The organism is Acinetobacter sp. ANC 4204 (genome assembly GCF_002135205.1).
Classification (GTDB): domain Bacteria; phylum Pseudomonadota; class Gammaproteobacteria; order Pseudomonadales; family Moraxellaceae; genus Acinetobacter.
Genome location: NZ_NEFZ01000011.1, coordinates 43867 through 66167 on the forward strand (window position 1 = coordinate 43867; position 22301 = coordinate 66167).

General features: G+C 37.7%; 20 protein-coding genes. All 20 read right to left on the reverse strand.

Going from position 1 to position 22301, the window contains the following annotated elements:
• Positions 1-186: 186 nt before the first annotated feature.
• The 20 genes from pgi to B9T36_RS17460 all read right to left on the reverse strand — a co-directional run bounded on the left by pgi (position 187) and on the right by B9T36_RS17460 (position 22287).
• A complete protein-coding gene (gene pgi, locus B9T36_RS17365) occupies positions 187-1848 on the reverse strand; it encodes a glucose-6-phosphate isomerase (RefSeq protein ID WP_042891518.1) in 1662 nt (553 codons plus the stop codon).
• Positions 1848-3101: a UDP binding domain-containing protein gene (locus B9T36_RS17370; RefSeq protein WP_042891516.1), complete on the reverse strand. Its 1254-nt coding sequence runs from the start codon at positions 3099-3101 to the stop codon at positions 1848-1850. The genes pgi and B9T36_RS17370 overlap by 1 nt, the downstream gene beginning before the upstream one ends.
• Positions 3102-3119: 18 nt before the next feature.
• Complete coding sequence (galU, locus tag B9T36_RS17375) at positions 3120-3995, reverse strand: UTP--glucose-1-phosphate uridylyltransferase GalU (RefSeq protein WP_086210696.1); 876 nt, start codon at positions 3993-3995, stop codon at positions 3120-3122.
• Between the two features lie 128 nt (positions 3996-4123).
• The gene (locus B9T36_RS17380) at positions 4124-5461 is read right to left on the reverse strand and encodes an undecaprenyl-phosphate glucose phosphotransferase (protein ID WP_322853536.1); all 1338 of its coding nucleotides are present in this window, start codon (positions 5459-5461) and stop codon (positions 4124-4126) included.
• Between the two features lie 256 nt (positions 5462-5717).
• The gene (locus tag B9T36_RS17385) at positions 5718-6518 is read right to left on the reverse strand and encodes a glycosyltransferase (RefSeq protein WP_086210698.1); all 801 of its coding nucleotides are present in this window, start codon (positions 6516-6518) and stop codon (positions 5718-5720) included.
• Positions 6511-7398 (reverse strand): rhamnosyltransferase, encoded by an 888-nt coding sequence (locus tag B9T36_RS17390; protein WP_086210699.1) that lies wholly within the window; start codon positions 7396-7398, stop codon positions 6511-6513. Before B9T36_RS17390 ends, B9T36_RS17385 begins: the two co-directional genes overlap by 8 nt.
• 27 nt (positions 7399-7425) lie before the next feature.
• Positions 7426-8667: an O-antigen ligase family protein gene (locus B9T36_RS17395; protein WP_086210700.1), complete on the reverse strand. Its 1242-nt coding sequence runs from the start codon at positions 8665-8667 to the stop codon at positions 7426-7428.
• 54 nt (positions 8668-8721) lie between these two features.
• Complete coding sequence (locus B9T36_RS17400; RefSeq protein WP_086210701.1) at positions 8722-9969, reverse strand: oligosaccharide flippase family protein; 1248 nt, start codon at positions 9967-9969, stop codon at positions 8722-8724.
• A gap of 1 nt (position 9970) precedes the next feature.
• Complete coding sequence (locus tag B9T36_RS17405; protein WP_086210702.1) at positions 9971-10870, reverse strand: glycosyltransferase family 2 protein; 900 nt, start codon at positions 10868-10870, stop codon at positions 9971-9973.
• A gap of 11 nt (positions 10871-10881) precedes the next feature.
• The gene (gene rfbC, locus B9T36_RS17410; RefSeq protein WP_086210703.1) at positions 10882-11457 is read right to left on the reverse strand and encodes a dTDP-4-dehydrorhamnose 3,5-epimerase; all 576 of its coding nucleotides are present in this window, start codon (positions 11455-11457) and stop codon (positions 10882-10884) included.
• Positions 11458-11500: 43 nt separating this feature from the next.
• Entirely contained in the window at positions 11501-12391 is an 891-nt protein-coding gene (gene rfbA / locus B9T36_RS17415) for a glucose-1-phosphate thymidylyltransferase RfbA (protein WP_086210704.1), read from the reverse strand.
• Positions 12388-13296 carry a dTDP-4-dehydrorhamnose reductase gene (rfbD, locus tag B9T36_RS17420; protein WP_086210705.1) on the reverse strand — a complete coding sequence of 303 codons (909 nt, stop codon included), beginning with the start codon at positions 13294-13296 and terminating at the stop codon, positions 12388-12390. The genes rfbA and rfbD overlap by 4 nt, the downstream gene beginning before the upstream one ends.
• Before the next feature lie 13 nt (positions 13297-13309).
• Positions 13310-14392, reverse strand: coding sequence for a dTDP-glucose 4,6-dehydratase (gene rfbB, locus B9T36_RS17425; RefSeq protein WP_086210706.1), 1083 nt, complete (start codon positions 14390-14392; stop codon positions 13310-13312).
• Positions 14393-14573: 181 nt separating this feature from the next.
• The gene (locus B9T36_RS17430) at positions 14574-16439 is read right to left on the reverse strand and encodes a polysaccharide biosynthesis protein (protein WP_086210707.1); all 1866 of its coding nucleotides are present in this window, start codon (positions 16437-16439) and stop codon (positions 14574-14576) included.
• 57 nt (positions 16440-16496) lie between these two features.
• Entirely contained in the window at positions 16497-17672 is a 1176-nt protein-coding gene (locus B9T36_RS17435) for a DegT/DnrJ/EryC1/StrS family aminotransferase (protein ID WP_086210708.1), read from the reverse strand.
• Positions 17673-17690: 18 nt separating this feature from the next.
• Positions 17691-18347 carry a NeuD/PglB/VioB family sugar acetyltransferase gene (locus B9T36_RS17440; protein WP_086210709.1) on the reverse strand — a complete coding sequence of 219 codons (657 nt, stop codon included), beginning with the start codon at positions 18345-18347 and terminating at the stop codon, positions 17691-17693.
• On the reverse strand, positions 18340-18939 hold the full coding sequence (locus B9T36_RS17445) for a sugar transferase (protein WP_086210710.1): 600 nt from the start codon (positions 18937-18939) through the stop codon (positions 18340-18342). Before B9T36_RS17445 ends, B9T36_RS17440 begins: the two co-directional genes overlap by 8 nt.
• 2 nt (positions 18940-18941) lie before the next feature.
• A complete protein-coding gene (locus B9T36_RS17450) occupies positions 18942-20078 on the reverse strand; it encodes a glycosyltransferase family 4 protein (RefSeq protein ID WP_086210711.1) in 1137 nt (378 codons plus the stop codon).
• Positions 20078-21169 (reverse strand): glycosyltransferase, encoded by a 1092-nt coding sequence (locus tag B9T36_RS17455; RefSeq protein WP_086210712.1) that lies wholly within the window; start codon positions 21167-21169, stop codon positions 20078-20080. Before B9T36_RS17455 ends, B9T36_RS17450 begins: the two co-directional genes overlap by 1 nt.
• Entirely contained in the window at positions 21166-22287 is a 1122-nt protein-coding gene (locus tag B9T36_RS17460; protein WP_228147028.1) for a glycosyltransferase, read from the reverse strand. The genes B9T36_RS17455 and B9T36_RS17460 overlap by 4 nt, the downstream gene beginning before the upstream one ends.
• Between the last annotated feature and the right edge of the window lie 14 nt (positions 22288-22301).

Genomic DNA, 22301 nt, shown 5'->3' on the forward strand with positions numbered 1-22301 from the left:
CAATACATGATTCAATCATATTTTAAAGACTCATGAGATTTTTTATTCAACACATCTAACTTCGATCAACTAAAGCCATGATAAAAATAAAAAAATCACTCATAATATTCTTTTAATCATTAAATTTTTGTCTAAAAATAAAACGAATAACTTGAGGAAAGAAACAAATTTTAGGCAGTCTGAATCCTATTTACCTAGTAAAATATCCAACAGCCCTCGCGTTGAACTATCGAATTCAGAGTAATCTTTTTCTGTACCTGTTAAAATCGGAAGTACTTGATTTGCAATTTGTTTTCCTTTCTCAACACCCCATTGGTCAAAAGCATTGATATTCCAAAGTACAGATTGCACAAACACTTTATGCTCATACAATGCCACAAGCATTCCCAGTGTATAAGGGCTCAGTTCTTTAAGTAAAATTGTTGTACTTGGTTGATTACCATCATATTTTTGATAATTTTCTAAACCTAAAACCTCTTCAGCGTCTAATGCTTGATTACCAAAGGCCAATAGTCGAGACTGAGCCAAACAATTCGACAGTGCTAAATGATGCTGATCAATTAATGCATTGGCATTTTTAACATAGGTAAATTGGTTCGCTGCATAACGATTAACGGGCGCTATAAACTCACAACTCACTTTATGCGCACCTTGGTGTAACAGCTGATAAAAAGCATGCTGTGCATTCGGACCAACTTCCCCCCAGACAATTGGGCAAGTGTTTAGCTCAACTTTCTTTCCGTTACGCTGAATGGATTTACCATTCGATTCCATTTCAAGCTGTTGTAGATATGCAGAAAAATACTTTAAACGACCATCATAAGGTAAAATAGCCTGTGTCTGAATTCCCAAAAAGTTATGATTCCAGATCCCTAAAATACCCATAAGAACAGGAATATTTTGCTGTAAAGGTGCGTTTTGAAAATGCTCATCAATTGCATAGGCCCCTGCAAGTAATCGCTTAAATCCTTGCACACCAATATTTAATGCAATCGGCAAACCAATACAAGACCATAAAGAGTAACGGCCACCCACCCAGTCCCAGAGTAGAAACTGATTATGACTTGCTATACCCCATTCTGTCATTTTCTCAGGCTTAGTCGATACCCCAATAAAATGATGCTGATTTACTGCTTCAGATTGCCCCAATTGCTTTTCGAGCCATTGGCGTGCTGTTTGTGCATTGTATAATGTATCAATCGTTCCAAAGGATTTGGATGAAATAATAAACAATGTCGTTTCTGGACGTAACTGATGCAACAGATCTGAAAGTTGAGTGCCATCCATCGTTGACACGAAATGCACCTTCAGAGGCTTAATCGTATTAACTTTAAAATCAGACAAAGCATGACTCACCATCAATGGGCCTAAATCAGACCCACCCACACCAATATTGACCACATCTTGTATAACTTCACCTGTTGCACCACGGTACTGACCCGCATGAATTTTCTCAACCAATGCATACATTCGCTCTAATTGCTCATGTACTTTGCCTGCTAATTTAGGATGCTGTTCATCATGCTTTGGTAAACGAAGCGCCCAATGCATAGCTGCACGCTGTTCTGTATAGTTAATTTCTTCTTCTGAAAATAAACGTTTCGTCCACGTAGAAAGATCACGAACTTGTGCAAAGTCAATCAATGCGCTTATTACAGACTCATCAACACGATGTTTGCTGTAATCAAAAGTAATTTCGTCATACTGAACAGAAAAATGCTTAAATCTTTGATTATCTTCGGCAAAAAACTCGTTTAAATGCTTTTGACCTACGGTCAAACTTAAATCTTGTAAATGCTCAAGTGTTGTTGGTAATGTTTTTTTAGGAAAAATAGTTAAATTTATCATTATCTTCCTACTCCCATATATGCAAAACCCTGACTTTTAACATAATCAGGTTGATAAATATTACGTCCATCCAAAATTAAAGGATGAGCTAACTTAAGTTTTAATTGCGTATAATCAAGTGACCAATATTGCTTCCATGCAGTCAGAACACATAAACCATGTGCTTGATTCACCGCGTCATACTGATCTTCACATAAAATTAAATTATCACGTTCACCATAAATTGTGTGTATTTCTTCTAAGGCTTGTGGATCATGCAAACGAACAGTCACACCTTGCGCCCACAGTGCGGCAAGCATCGGATGAATAGGTGAGAAACTGGTACTTGAGGTATGTTGCTTAAAAGCAGCCCCCCAAATCGCAATCGTTTTTCCAGCTAAATTTCCATGAAAATAATTCCACAACTTGCGAAAAAGAAACTCTTTTTGTTGCTCATTGATATCCCAAACCTGTCCCAATAGCTGACTTTTTGTTCCAGTATTACTGATGGTATTTGATAGAGTCAAAATATCATGTGAAAAGTTTTCACCACCAAAACCTGCACCTGAATATAAATACGATTCACCTATCCGACTGTCTGCTGCCATTCCATCTCGAACATGGGCAATATCAATACCCAACTTTTCAGCAACATCTGCCAAATCATTCATATAACTGATACGAGTCGCCAACATGCCTGAAATACTGAGTTTAGTAAATTCAGCATCTAAAACAGGCATAAATAAATATTGTTGCTGGCGTGGGAATAAAGGTCGCAACATTTCCTCTAAGTCACCCTGTGCTTGTTGGTCAGCACAGCCAATAATCACTTTAGAGGCACTCGTCACACTTTTAAAAGCTTGACCTTCCTGAATAATATCCGGGAAATAAACCCAATGATCTTTTGTTAATACGGCTTTTAATTTTTCAGTACCATTAAGACCAAAAGTAGAGGCATTAATCATCAATTTAGGATGAATAATCGTGCGCATTTTTAATTTCTGTACAACATCAAGTGCCTCAGCCTCTTGAGTTGGATTGAAACTAAAAAAATACGCATCAATATCCAAGGGAAGAGCCGCAAAATTACAATAACTTAGAAAACCACTTTGATGTTGTTTTTCTAAAGCACGAACAACATCTTGATCTCTAAGATTGAATAGCGCTGTATGGTCTTGTAAATCATTACAAATAAAGACCTGATGTCCACTCTCTGCAAGTAATGATGAGATAACACCCGCATACAGCGTTGTACCAAACATTGCGATTTTCATGGCTCATCCCTCTTTTTTTTATAACTCTAACTCTTTAATCAGTGCTTTAAACTCATCACCTAACTTGGGATGGTCAACACCATAATGTAAAACTGCTTTCAAATAGCCAATTTTGCTACCACAGTCGAACGTTCGTCCTTTCATGCGATATGCTTCAACAGGCTTTGATTGCTGTAGCATTGCAATCGCATCTGTCAGTTGAATTTCATTCCCAGCACCTTTCGGTGTTTGTTCTAATAAAGTCATAATCTGTGCAGGCAATACATAACGCCCAACAACTGACAAATTAGAAGGAGCCGTACCTATTGCAGGTTTCTCTACAATTCCTTGCATGACATAACTTTCGCCTTCAGCAGGAATTTCAGCAACATCGACAATGCCATATTGATCAACCAAACTATCAGGGACAGCTTCAACCATAATTTGGGCTGCGTTTGACTTAGTATAACGCTCAATCATTAAGCTTAAATCGTTGCGCGTATCACTATCTTTAACCAAGACATCAGGCAGGAGCACAGCAAAATCATCATCACCAACAATAGATTTAGCACAAAGAACAGCATGGCCAAGCCCTAAAGGTTGTGGTTGGCGTACACTAACAACACTTACACTTTCAGGTAAAATGTCGGTAATTTCTTTAAGTAAATCAAACTTCTTTTTTTGTTCTAATATCGCTTCTAATTCAAAGTTACGATCAAAGTAGTTTTCTATAGATGCTTTCGATGAATGTGTGACTAAAATGATTTGCTCGACCCCAGCAGCTACTGCTTCTTTGATGACATACTCAATTGCTGGGCGGTCTACCACAGTAACCATTTCTTTAGGAATCGCTTTACTTGCAGGCAAGAATCGGGTACCTAGTCCAGCCACAGGAAGAATCGCTTTTTTAATCATCGAAGTTACACTTTTTCATCAAAAAATTATTTATTAACACTACACTATTTTTTATTTCAAAATGTTTAAAAATAGTGCAAATAACCCAAAGTTTGTATAAACGTATCAAATATTGAAAACACAAATATTTAATATGCAGCTTTATTAATGAAACCCTTAAACACCGTTAAAAATATAATTTTAATATCCAATAGAAGACTCCAAGTTCGGATGTATTCCAAGTCACATTCAACACGCTTTTCCATCTTATCCAGAGTATCTGTTTCCCCACGCCACCCACGAATCTGTGCTAAGCCCGTAATACCAGGCTTCACTTTATGTCTAAGCATGTAGCCCGTGATTAGTTTGCGATATTCTTCATTGTGCGCTGCTGCATGTGGACGCGGACCTACAACAGACATACTGCCTAATAAAACGTTAAAAAATTGCGGTAGTTCATCTAAAGATGTCCGTCTTAAAAAGCCACCTATTGGGGTCAACCGAGGGTCATTTTTAATGGCCTGAGTTACTTTTGTTCCATTTTCCATGACATTCATACTTCTAAATTTGTAAACTAAGATCGGCTTTCCATTTAAACCATAACGCGTCTGCTTAAAGAAAACCGGACCTTTAGATGTCAATTTAATAGCAATTGAAATACCAATTAAAATTGGAGAAATCAACAGTAAAATAACCAGTGCAAAACAAATATCTTCAATGCGCTTCAGTAAAGTATTAATACCTGTTAAACGAGTATCTATAATTGGAATGATCGGCGTACCATTAATATCTTCAACACGCGAGTATAAAAAGTCATGCGAGAACAACTCAGGAATAATTACTGTTGAACATGTAGTATCTGCTAAAGACTTAATTACTTGATCAGCTTGTTCAATATTATCTTGATTGATCACCACATAAACCTTATTAATTTTTTGTTTGTGAACAATCTCCATCGCATCATCAAGTCCACCAGAATAAACAAAGCGGTCATAGTCCTGTCTAAATGAGAACACACCTATTGGGTTAAAACCTGTCCACTCTGAGTGCTTTAAGTCTTGAAATAGTTTCAACGCTTTGTCTGTATTACCTAATATCAGGACATCATTTGCGCGAATAAAATATTTAAAAAATAATGCATATGCCAATCGAATAAAAACACGCAGCGCAGACATAATAAAAACGACACAAATAAAGTAAGATATAACAATCTGTAAATTTATTTTCCCTAAAAGAAAAAGAACTGGGCTTGCCAAAACAACACTTAATAGAATATTTTTAAGACAAAAAATTAATTCATTAAATAGGCTAACACCACGCCATGAGCGATAAAAATCAGTCAAGCCACCAATGAGCTGAAATAAACTGACCACACTCAAAAACATTAAAAGCGTTCTATTATCTACAGGAATATTATTTATTTTAGAAATAAAATAAAAGCCCAAATAAATTGCTACAACATCACAAAAACGTTGTAATATTGACACATATGATGCGTGTAACCTTGAAGCCATTTTTTGCCTATAATATTGTTGCGCAGGCTTAATAAAAGTCTATCTTTTATAAAGTGTAAATTAGTTGAAAAGCTCGTTCTTATGAGACACAAGAAGTTACCCCAACCCTATAATTAAAATGATATTATTTACATTTACCACTATACCAAGAATTTAAGTTTCTCAAAGAGCAGTTTGTATAAATTAAGTACTAAATTTTGAAACCAATAGCTACAATTTATAGTAGTATTCACTTTAGTTGCTCAAAACATCTTGAATTCATTCTTCTTCGTCCACTATCGTAACACCATCCCCATTTCCAAAAATATTGCCACGCACTCTTTAAGTGCGCTTTTAATAATATAGGGTTTTTATAAGACCCTTGCTCATGTGCGTGCACTACTTGTACAAATGGATAGTAGACATTTCCAAAGTTATCTGCACATCTCCTTGAAATATCAACATCTTCCATATACATAAAGAAACGTTCGTCAAAACCACCCAGTGCTATAAGTGCTTCAGATCTAAAAAGCATAAAGCATCCATGTAAATAAGGTGCAAAAATTGCTTTAGATAAATTAAAATCTTTGAGTAAAAAACTATGATCAAGTATTTCAGCATATTTTGGGGAAAAACGACGTGCAAATAAATTAAGTGGTGAAGGTAGAAGTCTTGCCCCATATTGATTTTCACCGTTAGCATAAACAATTCTAGGTAAAAAAAGACCCTCAGGACGGCTGGCAGCAAACTCAATTAATTGCTCAAACTGACGCATATCGAAACTAATATCCGGGTTGCAGACTAGAAAAAAATCAGCATCTTGTGCAAAGCGCTTAATCGCATAGTTATGGCCATAGCCAAAGCCGAAGTTTCCCTCTGACTTAACATAAACAACTTTCGAATGGCTAAATGATTTAGCCCAAGTACTTTCATCGTTATCAACTAAAATAACCTTTGAAAGCGACGGCGTAGCCAATAAACTGTCTAAAGTTGGCTTTAAATCTAAATAACTATGTTTATATAAAACAATAGAGGCGATAACACTAACCATTTTTATGACGCTCGTAATGCAAAATTCCATCTTTCACACCACGTAAATATGATGCAATATATTCTTTTTTCTTAGATATAAATAGAATTAAAATTAATTGATGTACAAGATTAAAAATTATTTCTCGAATGGCTAAAAGTTTGGGAACATGAGGTTCTCTATACATATAGTAAGCGTTTCTAACTCTATAATACCTTCTAAAAGGTGAGTGTACTGGAACATTAAAGTATTTAAATTGTAGGACATCATCACCAATGGTATGCATCATAGATGCTTTAGATGAGACATAGTTCTTGTATCCATTTGCTTCAGCACGTATACACCATTCAGTATCTACATAATCAATAAAATAATTTTCCCTCATCAACCCAATTGATTTTAATGTTTCTACTGATACTAAAGAACCTGAGGAAATCAATAAAGCTGAATGCTTAGGATAATCTATGCTTGACACATCCATTTTTTCCCTAAAACCGTGTTTAGTTATATTTACTGTTTTATAATAAAAGCCAAATCGCTCATCAATAAAACGTGGACCGATAGCCCCTATTTTTAAACCTTGGATTTCTAGCTGCTTATAATCAGATATTAGGTCATCAATATAATTATCAGGGATAGAGCTATCTTGATCAAAGAAAACTACATATTCAGCATTATTCTCTTCAGCATAATCAATCCCAACATTTTGGGCTTTAGCTATTCCTACATTATCACTAAGCATAATGGAATGAGTTGACATAAGTGAATTTAAATCACTCTTATTCTTCGAGTTATTATCTACCACAACAACGTTTACATTTTGTAATAACAATGACTGGGCTAATTTAGACACATTATCTACATTAGGATTAAATGTAATTATTACTGCATAAATTTTCATAATATTTCAACTATTATATTCTTAAAACTAAATATATTTGGAAGAACGATGTCTAAGCCACGAAAGCTTAGATATCATATAAAACAAAGCCATTGCAACACCAGCAGATGAGGAAAAAAGCATTGGATTAAATAGCGAGCTACTAATCCAAATTACAACAAGTCCAGAATAACAAATAAATATATTCAAGCTTAAACCATTTGCTGATTTAATAAGCGGAATTAAAATCATAAGCAAAATAATAATAAAGCCAAAAAATCCAAGTTGCATAATCAGAGCATGTAACTGTAATTCGTAGGAATATTTTGCTAAATCACTTCTGATCAGGTTTGGAATATAATACCCTATACCATTTCCAAATAGTGGTGCTTCTGAAATTGCTTGTTCTATGCCCTGTCGCTGAATAATCCTTTCAAAATCTGATGCACTCACTAATTTCTCATCGAACCGGGCTAACAATGCGTCTTGAACTGATTGAAAAGTTAAGGATAAAAAAGCCAAAGATGTCAAAAAAAGCAAAGTAATAAAAGATTTCTTATTACTAATGTTCAGTAAAATTGCAAATATAATCGCTACTAGAGTGAAAGCCCATTGAAATCTCGACATAGTTATAAATGCTGAAAAAAGAATAATAATCAGCATAAAAGTATCAATTTTACTGTGACCTCTTCTGTAAAATTTCATCAATAAATAAAAAATAGATATTGGTATGATTAAGTCTGATGTGAAGTTAATTCTTGAAATATATGTATCTTCAACATCATAAGTCATAATAGGAACATTAAGAAAATCAGATATATTAAGAATTACAAACGAAACTGGAACACCAATGTAAAAAGAATATAAAAGTATAATAATTTTAATTAAACCAACATAATACAAAGACTTTACTATAGTATCTGCTATATATTGATATTTATTCTCAAATCTCGCATATTGCATCAAGATATAAAACATCAAAAAGAAAACAAGGATATCTTTAGCCTGAAAAAAAATATATGAACTATCATATTTATATATAATAAAAGAATATAGACTTGAGGCTAGTAAAAACAAAGCAACAGGAACTAATGAGAAAACTGTTTTTAGAATAACTATATTTTTTTTGACTAAAATTAGCAATAAAAGAAAAGCTCCCAATGAAAGCATTTTCAAGTTAACACCAAATATAGAACCAGTAGGTAAAAGCACTGTAACAAAAATTAAAAACTTCAGAACACTATCTGTAATTGTTACTGCTTTATCTTCGATTATAAAATTTTGATTCATATTAAAAGATTCTCAAAATCACTCTATACTTTGACATTAAAAATAGACCCACAACTATATTCCCCTTAATACTATCATTTTCTTATTAAGATAAACTATTAAAAAAGTTAGTACATACAACTCAATGAACAACATTGAGAAGAAAACACCATTAAGTTTATATATATCTAATAAAAACCAGCATAAAGGAAAGTATATAATAACTGCTGAGAAGTATATTTTCTTTAAAATGAAAGTATTATCACTAGGTATAATTACAAAATTTACTAATATTGATGCAAATGATACTACCACCTGTATCACAATTGCGATTAATAAATAATAATATACATCATAAGCTTCACCAAAAAGCATAGGTAATAAAATATTCCCAAGGAGTAGATTACCTAAAAAAGCTAAAGCCCCCAACGCAAGGAAAATTATGCTTATTTTTCTTAGCATCAAAATATATTCTTTGCTTTTTGTTTCGTAGGCAATACAAACTTTAGAAAAAAATGCCTGTGTAATTGGTGCATAAAGTTGCCTAAATGCAGCAATTAAACGATCAACTACAGCATAAAGACCAAGTGCGGCATCACCAAGCATAACTTTAATTAGAATTGGAGTTAAATAAGTGAAACCTAATGTAAAAAAAGATGCTATAAAGTTATCAAAGCTCTTTTTGGTTTCAATGATATACAGCTTCTTTTTAATGAGCTTTGACTTAAATTTAACAATTTTCCTTCTATGAATAATGTATTGGATAGTCAGACCTACAACCAACCCAGACATTATTTGTAAAACTACAGCAAGAAGAATATCCTCTGGTGTATTTACAACAAAAAAAACGGGTATTAAGAATAAACTTTTTATTAATACTGTAGTAAATGCTAATATAGAATTTATACCTAATCCATTAAAAATATAATTAGGAATAAGAAAAGAACTAAATGAAGCTAGGAGTGCTATTCCAATAATTATCGAATCTATATTTTTGTATCCCATCATAAACACGATGGGAATCACTAACAAAGATAAAATTAAAAATAGAAAGAATTTTACAGACTGAATATTTGTATACAAGGCATTCAGATTATTTCTTTTATCTTTATATAAACTTATACTTTTTGCACCTGTCAGGTTAAAGCCAAAATCTATAATAAAAACGAATAAAAAATACATAGTTTGAGCAAATCCAAGTTTGCCAAAACCTTCAACGCCAAGTGCCCTTGTCAAAAATGGAAATGCAATAAGAGGAATAATAAAATTCGAGATCTGTATTACATATAAATACAAGGCTTCTCTTTTTATATTTTTATCCATTTTATTTTCTTATAAAAAATAGACAGAATGCTGTAAAATATAATATTAATGAATCCTGTCTTTTGTACCTATTATTGATATTGTATAAATTTACATTACTAATTCCACGATTTGAAAAAGAATTAGCAAAAGAATTTCGTAGCTCAATTGATTGCTTTACAAGATTATTTTTTCTGAAAAATTTACTATTTTTATTTTTCGTTGCCTGTGCAATAACACTAGTAGAATGATATCTAAACTTATTCAACATTTGATTATGGAAATATACATCGCCTAACAATAAAAATTTTAACCATAAATCCCAATCGCCATTTGTTTTCATATCAACTATAGCACCACCAATTTCTACATAAGTTTTCCGTCGAAATAATACAGCACTTGCATTTGGAATCGTATTTTTATGAATAAGAAATTTCTCTATATACTCTTGCCCATTCATCTGAAAACTATCATTAAAATATTTTCCTGTAGCTAAGTCTTGCGTCCATTCTGACCAGCTTCCTGTAATTTTCCCTTCGCTATCCATTTTAGCTGACTGACTATATGCAAGTACAACCTCAGAATGTTGCTGTAGCATTGGCACTAATGCTTCTAAAAATTTTGGGTCAGCAACATCATCCGACTCAGCAATCCATATAAACTCACCTTTTGCAAGTGATAATACAGCCTTATTCCACTGAAAGAATGTCGAACCTGAATTTTTTTCGTTATAAATGATCTGACTAACTTTAGGATGAGCCCTATAACTTTCAATAATCTCTCGGCTATTGTCAGGAGATAAATCATCCAAAATAATAAGTTCAAAATCTTGAAAAGTTTGATTTAAAACACTATCAATTCTTTCCTTTAAGAATTTCTCATGATTATAACTAGGGATAATTACTGAAACCAACGGACTCATCTTTTCACCAATTAAAATACATTTTTCGTGTTTTTAGCTTCATTAAATGTCGGAGCAAACTTATCCTTATCGGTTAACTTTAATTCCAGACCACTTTCAATAGGCCATTCGATCGCAATATCGGCATCATCCCAAACAATGCTTCTTTCACATTCTTTAGAGTAATAGTTCGTTGTTTTATATAAGAACTGCGTATTATCCTCAAGAGCCACAAAACCGTGTGCAAAACCTGCTGGTATCCAGAACTGCTTATGGTTTTCACCAGTAAGCTCTACACCAACCCATTGACCAAATGTAGGAGAATCTTGGCGAATATCGACAGCCACATCCCAAGCACGGCCTTGTACTACACGTACCAATTTGCCCTGAGCATGTGGATTCAGTTGGTAATGCAACCCTCTCAGTACACCACTTTGAGAGTACGAATGATTATCCTGAACAAAATTTGGAACCTCAAGACCGCGCTCTGTTAAAGCTTGTTCAAAGTTTTTTTGGTTAAAGCTTTCCATAAACCAACCACGATCATCACCAAACACGCGTGGTTCAAGTATGAGTAGGCCATTAATCTTTGTTTCAATAATATTCATTCGTATCACTCAGTTTTATCTAGTCTTTTTTTTCTAGCAATGCTTATGCTTGATGCTCTTTAAGCAATTTAAGCAAGTACTGACCATAGCCCGTCTTTTTAAAGAACTCTCCACGCGCTTTGAGCTGATCGGCATTGATCCATCCATTGTTGAAAGAAATTTCTTCCAAACTCGCCACTTTCAAACCCTGACGGTGTTCAATGGTTTGTACAAACTGACTTGCTTCGAGCAATGAGTCATGCGTACCTGTATCTAACCACGCAAAACCACGGCCAAGCACTTCAACATTCAACTCATTTTGCTGTAAATAAAGGTTATTTACATCCGTAATTTCCAACTCACCACGGTGTGACGGCTGAATATTTTTAGCAATTTCAACGACTTTGTTGTCATAGAAATATAAACCCGTTACCGCGTAGTTTGATTTTGGTTGTTCAGGCTTTTCTTCAATACTGAGAGCCTTTCCTTCCGCATCAAAGTCAACTACACCAAAACGTTCAGGATCATTTACATAATAACCAAAGACTGTTGCACCGCTAACTTGTGACGCTGCACGTTTGAGTTGCTCACTAAAGTGTTGACCATAGAAAATATTATCGCCCAAAATCAGACAAACATTATCCTCACCAATAAACTCTTCCCCTAAAATAAAGGCTTGAGCAAGACCATCTGGTGATGGTTGGACTTTATAAGAAAGTTTAATTCCGAGCTCTTCACCTGTACCTAAAAGTTTTTCAAAATTAGGTAAATCTTCTGGTGTCGAAATAATCAAAACTTCATTAATCCCTGCCAGCATTAGAACTGACAAAGGATAATAAATCATAGGCTTATCATAAATTGGGAGTAACTGTTTTGACGTTCCCATAGTAATTGGATACAAACGTGTACCTGACCCACCCGCAAGAATAATACCTTTGCGTTTTATTTGACTCATGGAAGAAGTTCCTCTAATACTTGTGCTACACCTTGCTGCCAATGTGGCAGGTGTAATTTAAAATTTTGTTGTAACTTATCTGTATTTAAACGTGAATTTAAAGGGCGCTTTGCTGGTGTTGGGTAAGCTTGTGTTTCTATGGGATTCACTTGTTTTAAGATCAACGGTTGATTATGTTCACGTGCCTGCTCAAACACAAATTGTGCATAATCATACCATGTTGTTTCACCTGTAGGCGCTAAATGGTAATGACCGTGCAACAGTATTTTTTGTTCATCCGACTGTAAAGTATAATAGCGAATAGCTTGAGCCGTGACATCTGCAATCAGTGCTGCCCCAGTAGGTACACCAACTTGATCTTGGATGATATTCAGCTCTTCTTTCATTTGCGCCAATTTGAGCATGGTCTTAATGAAATTATTTCCTCGCGCCGCATAGACCCAACAGGTACGGAAATTTAGGAATGAAACTCCGCTTTGCTCTAAAGCAAGCTCACCGTCTCGTTTAGTTTGACCATACAAATTAACTGGGGCAGTTTGGTCATCCTCTTTCCATGCCAAAACACCTGTGCCATCAAACACATAGTCTGTTGAATAATGAATCAACAATGCACTATGCTTTTGACATTCCTCAGCCAAATGTTTAACCGCTAAAGCATTGATAAGATGTGCCTGTTCAGCATCAGATTCAGCCTTATCTACAGCGGTATAAGCGGTTGCATTCACAACAATATCTGGGCGAATTTGTTCAAAGGCTTTTGAGATTTCTGCAAAGTTTGCAACATCACCACACCAACCCTCAGGGATTGTTTGACGATCTAAAGCAATCACCTCTCCAAGTGGTTGGAGTGCACGCTGTAACTCCCACCCCACTTGGCCATTTTTTCCTAACAACAGTATTTTCATAGTATTACGCAACTTAATTTGTTTCTTCTGCAACCTGATACTGTTGATTGATCCAATTTTGATATTCACCACTTTGGATATGTTGAACCCACGCTTGGTTATTCAAATACCATTCAACGGTTTTTCTTAAACCCGTTTCAAAACTTTCTTCAGGCATCCAACCAAGGTCTTTTTGAATTTTGCTTGCATCAATTGCATAGCGTAAATCGTGACCAGGGCGATCTGTTACATAAGTAATCAATTCTTCATAACGAGCCACACCATTTGGTTTATTTGGTGCAAGTTCTTCTAACAATGTACAAATGGCTTTAACAACATCAATATTCTTTTGTTCGTTATGACCGCCAATATTATAAGTTTCACCAACAGCAGCCTCAGTAACCACTTTATATAAAGCACGTGCATGGTCTTCTACAAATAGCCAATCACGAATTTGATGCCCATTGCCATATACAGGTAATGCTTTGCCATTGAGGGCATTCAAAATAATTAATGGAATCAGCTTTTCTGGGAAATGATAAGGACCATAGTTGTTAGAGCAATTGGTTAAAACGACCGGTAATCCATAGGTTCGGTGCCATGCACGAACCAAATGATCTGAACTAGCCTTACTTGCTGAATATGGTGAACTTGGAGCATACGGTGTTGTCTCAAGGAACAAGTCATCTGTACCTTCTAAGTCACCATAAACCTCATCCGTTGAAATGTGGTGGAAACGAAATGCTTGCTTTTTATCTTCGCTTAAACCGTTCCAATAATGACGAGCAGCCTCCAACAACTGGTATGTTCCAATAATATTGGTTTCAACAAATGCAGCAGGGCCTGTAATTGAGCGGTCAACATGCGATTCAGCAGCCAAATGCATCACAGCATCTGGTTGAAAACTTTCAAATAATTGATCTAATGCAATGCGATCACAAATATCAGTTTGGGAAAATTGATAACGCTCATTATTTTCAACCAATGCCAACGATTCTAAATTACCTGCATAGGTGAGTTTATCGACATTGAGTACCTGATGGGGTGTATTTTGAATAATATGGCGAACGACTGCTGAACCAATAAAACCAGCGCCACCTGTTACCAATAATTTCATATTTTCCTGCTCTTAATTTAAATTGATTGATAGCAAAATAATTTTAGGTTATCTATAGATAAATAAGATGTTTCTTTATTCTAAAACTATTTCAGTATTTTATTCAAAATATGTGAATGAATTGTATAAATAGTTTAATTGAACACGTTAGGCTTTATCAAATTAACATCAATAAAATATATCAATTCTTGTGCAAATCTTTGGTTTTGTAACCCTCTACATAGGTTTGTAAGATATTTTTAATTTTTGCCTGATTATCTCCTTGTTCAGATAAATCAGATAACTGCAAAAATACGCTGTTAATTTGATCAAAAAAATAAAAATGCTCATACGATTTTAAAATTCGTTCATGGTCAGTTTTGCTAACATTTTCAGATTCGATGAGTAGCTCTTCATATAGTTTTTCACCTGGACGCAATCCTGTAAACTGAAGTGCAATATCCCCTAAGCCTTTTTCATCTATAGGTTTAAACCCACTTAGACGAATCATCTGTTTAGCCAAATCAACAATTTTAACGGGTTCACCCATATCCAGTAGAAAAACATCTCCGCCTGTTCCCATTGCCCCCGCCTGAATCACCAACTGCGCAGCCTCAGGAATGGTCATAAAATAACGAGTCACCTCAGGATGCGTTACTGTAACAGGTCCACCTTTTTCAATCTGTTTTTTAAACAAAGGAACGACAGAACCTGATGAACCTAATACATTACCAAAACGAACTATACTGATTTGTGTTTGCGGTTTTGTGGCAGCTAAACCTTGGCAATACAATTCGGCCATCCGTTTCGATGCACCCATGACATTGGTTGGACGTACAGCTTTGTCCGTAGAAATCAAGACAAAGGTTTCTACCCCTTGAGCCACAGCGGCATCAACACTACGGGCCGTACCAATTGAAGTATTATAGATCCCTTCAAACGGGTTGGCCTCAACCAAGGGCACATGCTTATAAGCTGCTGCATGGTAAACCGTTTGCACAGCATGCTGTTGCAATATACGTTCCAATTTTATTTGGTGAGTCACAGAACCTAGTATAGGCACTACTTCTACACCTGCGTTTTGTAATTCGCGATCAATGGAATACAGTGCAAATTCAGACATTTCAAATAAAACAAGGCATTTGGGTTGATGCTTCACGATCTGACGGCAAAGTTCTGAACCAATTGATCCACCTGCACCAGTTACCATCACCACTTTATTTTTAATATTTTTTTCTAAAAGCGCTAACTTTGGTGGTACTGGATCACGCCCTAGTAAGTCAATAATGTCGACTTCTCTGATGTCAGAGACTTGAACGCGGCCACCTACCAGTTGGGTGACACCAGGCAGTTCCATAATTTTGACATTAGACAGTTCAAAAGACTCAATAATTGCTTTTTTACGTGCACGACTTACAGATGGCATAGCCAGTAATATTTCTTCGATGTGAAACTTACGAAATGCTCCGAGCGCCTTTTTCGGTGAAAAGATTTTTAGTCCGCTTAAAGACTGCCCTTGTAGCGAAGCTTTATCATCAATAAAACAGACGGGCAAATAGTCATCCGAGCGATATAACGCGGCCGCAATTTGTTGTCCCGCAAGCCCTGCACCATAAATCGCGACACGTTTACGGTTTTGCTTTTTCACAAAAGTACGCAGTGTGGCATAGCGAATCACAGCGCGACTCCACCACATCCAAGAAAACAGCACAAAGCCGTACATGAGCGGAATGCTCATAGGAATAAAGGCTAAACCAAGTTTCTTAACTGCATATAACCCAACAATTTGAATAAATGTCGCAATCGAGATCCGTAGCAAATAGTCTTCATTGAAGGAGCGTACAATCGCGCTATAAATGCCGAGTAAGGCAAAAATTGCAACACCAAAAACACCTACATACAGATACCAGAAATCTAAGCCTTCCATGACTGGAACATTGGGTTTGGCTAGTCGAATAGCATAAACCAGCCACATCATCAAAGGCAAAGCACAGATATCCATGACCACTAAAACAGCTTGTTTTTGACGGCGCGGCAAAGATGCAATGACTCGGATAATGTCTTTCACGATGGGCTCAATGGTTTAGATAAAGGCAAAAAGTTGCATAACAAATTATACGCTGTTTCACATGGAGATTTGTGAGATCACCTGTTGGATACTATCCACCGTTTTTTGCATGTTGCTGTCGGACAAAGTCGGATGTACCAAGAACATTAAACTGCTTTCTCCCAAGCTTTTGGCATTAACCAGTCGTTGCTCAGGACGCCACGGCGTTCCATCGAAGGCTTTTTCTAAATACACTTCTGAACATGAACCACTAAAGCATGGCACACCCAGTGCATTAATTTCCGCCATAATGCGATCGCGCGACCAACCTTCTGGCAATTGTGCTGTATTCACTTGTACATAAGCCTTATATGCCGCATGAACATAATTCGCAGGTGGCATTGGCACAGTAAAATAAGGGTTATTTTCAAAACTTGCTAAAACGCGACGCATATGCGCATTACGCACTTGCGTCCATTCTGGCATTTTTTGGAGTTGTAAGCGTCCGATGACAGCCTGCATTTCCATCATGCGCCAGTTGGTGCCAAAGCTGTCATGTAACCAACGAAAGCCGGGCGGGTGCTGTTTGTTATAAATGCTGTCAAAGTTTTTACCGTGATCTTTATATGACCACATTTTTTTCCATAAATTTTTATCATTGGTGGTGACCATACCGCCTTCACCACCCGTGGTCATGATCTTGTCTTGGCAAAATGACCATGCGCCAATATGCCCAATTGAACCTGCGGATTGACCTTTATAGAATGCACCATGGGCTTGAGCACAATCTTCGATGACCCAAATCCCTTTTTCCTCAGCCAACTGCATGATCGGGTCCATATCACACATCCAACCTGCCAAATGTACACAAATAATGGCTTTGGTTTTCGGAGTAAGCACAGCTTCAATGGTACGGCGTGAAATATTCTGTGAATCCAGCTCAACATCGGCAAAAACAGGATTGGCACCAGCCGTCACAATTGAACTGGCAGATGCAAGAAATGTCCGTGAAGTGACGATCACATCATCGCCTGTGCCAATGCCAAGGGCTTTTAAGGCCAAATCCAGTGCAACTGTGCCATTCGCTACAGCGACGGCATACTGCGTCTGTGCAAATGCTGCAAATTCTTTTTCAAACTCACGGCACTCTTGTCCTGTCCAATAATTGACTTTATTGGATAAAAGGACCTTTGACACCGCATCTGCTTCAGCTGAGGTGAAACTTGGCCACGGTTCAAATGCAGTGTTTAACATGAGTTTTTCCTAAATTTATCATTTACTGGTCAGTATACGGGCAGGATTTCCCACCACTGTTACGCCCGCAGGCACGCTTTTGGTCACCACAGCGCCCATACCCACCACAGCACCACGACCAATCACCAAAGGTTGTGCAGGTGTGCCTTGTTTAATCACGGCACCTGCACCAATATAAACATGGTCTTCTATATGAATATTACCGTTGCATTTTACGCCCGGTGCAAACGTGACGAAATCACCAATCACACAATCATGCTCGACATAACTATATAAGTTGGCATGAAAACATTTGCCAATTTTAATATTGGATGTAATCGTGACAAAAGGACTCAACGCAGCACCTGCGCCAAGTTCTACCGTATCCATCAGCAGCGTATTATCTGCCTGCACTGACCACAATGGAAGACCATCTTGCTCCAGTGTCAGCGCAATTTTTTCACGGACTTGACTGTTGGCAATTGCAATCAGTACCGCTTTGAAAGATACAGGCTCCGCTTTAAATTGTGGGTAGTTCATGGCACGATGACCATTCACTATGGTAATTTCAGTCAAGGCATCATCAATAAACACAATTTCAGCAGGCTCTTGCTGACGTGCTAATTGTTGACGTGCTACAGGCATCAAACTACGTCCACACCCCGAAGCACCATATACGGCATACAGCTTAGTCATGTTTGCTGCCTGTAAATTTATGCATCGTGACATCACCTTCGGCACTAATATCATCTTTCGCGAGCACTTTTTTGACGGTTTTCAGCATGATTTTAAAGTCGAGCCACAAGGACTGATTGTTGACATACCATGTGTCGAGTTCAAACTTCTTTTCCCATGAAATGGCATTACGTCCATTCACCTGCGCATAGCCCGTGATACCGGGACGTACATCATGGCGTTTGGCTTGCTCGCTATTATATAAAGGCAAATATTCCATCAACAACGGGCGTGGTCCCACGATACTCATGTCCCCTTTAATCACATTCCATAGCTCTGGCATTTCATCCAAACTGGTGGCGCGGAGCATTTTACCAAAGGGCGTTAAACGCTCACTATCGGGTAGTGGGTTGCCTGCTGTATCCAGTGCATCTTTCATGCTACGAAACTTAATCATTTCAAACGGTTGCCCATGTAAACCCGGGCGGGTTTGGCGAAAAAGTACGGGAGAACCCAAATTCTTTTTTACTTTATACGCCACCAGCGCATAGACAGGAGATAACAGCACCAAAGCAGTTGAGGCGATCGCGACATCTAAAATTCGTTTCAGCATGCTTAAACTCCCATCTCGGACATCATGTGGGCATTCACTTGATGGACATCATATTTCTCTAAAGCGATTTCACGCGAACGCTGCCCCATCTGTACCATCAGTTGTGGGTCATCAATAAAAGTTTGCATGGCGTGTACCAACTCTTCAACCGATTTCACCTGAACCAAATACCCGTTCTGACCATGGATCACTGTTTCTCGACAACCTGGGGCATCCGTAGTAATAATGGCACGCCCCATCGCCATAGCCTCAAGTACGGTACGAGGTGTACCCTCACGATAAGATGGCAAGACATAGACCGAACTGGCTGCAATCGCAGGTCGTACATCACTGAGTTTACCCCAATAATTGACGACTTTCTCTGCCACCCAAACATCTAGTTCGGCTTGCGCAATCGCAGCAGGATTTTCATCAATCCAACCCACCAAATGAAACTCGACTTCTGGATGCTTTGCTTTGATGATGCGAGCCGCTTCTGCATATTCTCGCACCCCCTTATCCCCCAATAAACGAGCAATCAGCAAAAAAGAAGCTTTTGCTTGGCCATGTTCATTTTTAGGTAAATCCAGTACTGCAAAATCCTGCACATTCACCCCAGAACCATTCACCACCACCGTCGCTTTTTGAGGTGATAGGAGTTGCATGCTTTGAAATAATTTTAAGTCGTCGGGATTTTGAAAAAAGACTTTGTGTGCATGCTTGAGCGCTTGCGCATACAGACCATGCACCATTTTTTGAAAAATACTGCGTTGACCCGATTCCGCATTTTGAAAGGCATACCCCAAACCCGTAATCAATGCAAAACGATGGGGCACTTTTGCCAAGCTTGCAGCTAATGTGCCATAAATTACCGGTTTGATAGTATAAGACAGCACATAATCAGGCTGAATTTGGCGAATCAACTGATACATCGCTTTTAAGGTTTTGAGGTCTTGGATTGGGTTGGTTCCTGTACGTTGCATGGGCAGCGTATGTACCTGATAACCCAATTGCTGCAGTTTATTCAACTCATCAGGATAGTCGTGTAAATCAGGCGCTAAGACATGTATTTCTAAACCCTGAGCATGAATCGCCTCTAACAATTTACCGCGAAAGTTCAGTACAGACGGTAGATAACTACTGATCATCAAAAATTTCATCAACCTTGTCTCCATACCGTCATGTATTGCTGGCTCACGTGCTGAATACTAAAGTTCTGCTCTACCCGCGCCCGTGTTTGTTGCTTTAAACTGCGCTTATCAGCCTGTGACAATTTTACATAGTTTAAAATCGCCGCTTTCAACCCTGCTACATCGCGTGGCGCAACCACCCAACCTTTCTCTTCTACAATATATTTAGCATCCCCAACATCCGTCGTGATGCAGGGTAAACCTGAGGCCATCGCTTCGACCAAAACATTGGGAAAACCTTCCGTAATCGAAGTCATCAAAAAAGCATCCAACGATTGATAAAAAGCCGGCATATCCGAAACCTGATCGAAGAGCTGTACTTTTTGTGGATCTAACTGATGCTCTGCAAAGGCTTGTTTGATTTCAGGGGTGTCTAAATTGGCACCACTCCCCGCAATTTTAAATACAATCGGCTGATCTTTAAGTTCAGCAATCACTTGCAATAAATATGCATACCCTTTAGCTGTATGGTAGCGCCCTGCAAAACCAATTGTGATCGGTTCATGCAATTGCTCATTTACTAGAAACTGATCTAAGGCAACACCATTGGCAATCACCTGCTGATTTGCATTGTTAAAACCAAACGCTTGATGTTGCTCAAGGGATGAATGCGCACAATACACAATACCTTTCGGTTGCTGAGAGAAAAGCTTGCTGAGGTTTAATGCCACTTTGGTACTCAGCGACTCTTCTTTAGGTGATGCCAGTGAATGATGAACCCCCCAAAAAACAGGTGGTTTTTGTTGCATGCCCAACAGACTTAGACTGGTCATCGCATTGGCATGGTACATCCAACCTTGTACCACATTCGGTTGAATCTGTTGCAGTAGTGTTCTGAGTTTAAGCATGACACTAAAACTGTTTATACCCTTCCAATTTAAACTGTAGTGTGAAGAGCACAGCTTCAAGGTTTCGGCATAAACATTGGATACATGCATTAATGAGATAATAATGTGTTCATACTCTGCCTGCGTTTGCGCAACCAAACGGGACAGCATCATTTCAGCGCCACCCACACCTGCGAAGTTGGTAATCACATGTACAACCACAGGTTTGTTCATACTGCCAACCCCATCATCTGAGCATAGCGTTGCAATACCGTATCTTTATGGAACTGCTGACAGTGCTGTTCAAATTCAACCGCAGTATATTGCACACCGTCTGCACAAAGCGCTTGCTGCATAGCCTCTGCTAATGCAGGTGCATCATCGCAAGGCACCAATAAGCCGAATTTGGCATTATCCAAAATTTCCATCGGGCCACTTGGACAATCGGTACTGACCACTTTAATTTTTGAAGCTAGTGCCTGAATCAGCACACCTGGCAAACCTTCCCAATTTGAACTCAGCACAAACAGTTCAGCATATTTAAAATAAGCATAAGGATTGGCATCAAAACCGGGTAAATCCACAACATCGCGTAGACCCAAGTCAGCACGTAAATGTTCCAGTTCTTGACGCAACTCACCTTCACCCAAAATGATCAAACGGGTATTGGGCTGCTGTTGATGTAACCTAGCAAAGGCACGAATCAAATTGGCAAAGTTCTTTGCTTCTGTTAAACGTCCAACCGCCATGATGACTTTAAGATTAGGCTCAAAAAAACGATGCGTTACAGTTGCTTGAAGTTTAGTAAAATAACTGTCATCAATCACGGGGTTGTAAATGGTGACTAAATTAGACTGTTGATAGCCATAGTATTTGCGAAAATCCTCCAACACCCCATTGGATACACAAACCACTCGGTCCGTCATGGGATAGCTATAGTTCACAAGGCTTTTCAAGACAAACTTGGCAAAACCTTGCAACTTCATATTTTTCGAAGGTGTCGACACTTCACGGAAGATTAATTTGGTTTTGACTCTTGCCAGTTTCTTGGCAAAGGCACAAATAATATTGCTATGGGTTTGGGTGGCAACGACTGCAAGGTACTGCCCTGTTTTTAATTGTTGTTTCAGTGGCATCAAAGCATTCACCACTCGCCCACAGTTCAAATCAAGCAGTTGGATTTTAGGGCTGACCTCAGGACGTAATTTTCCCTTTTCACCCTGTATATTACATACAGCCAAATCCACCTGAATACCTTGCTCAGCAAAGCTATTGGCCAGCTGGATGACGGTTCGTTCAGCCCCTCCACCACCCAGTGTTGGTAAAAAGAACATCACTTTATTCAACATCATAAAATCCACTTAAA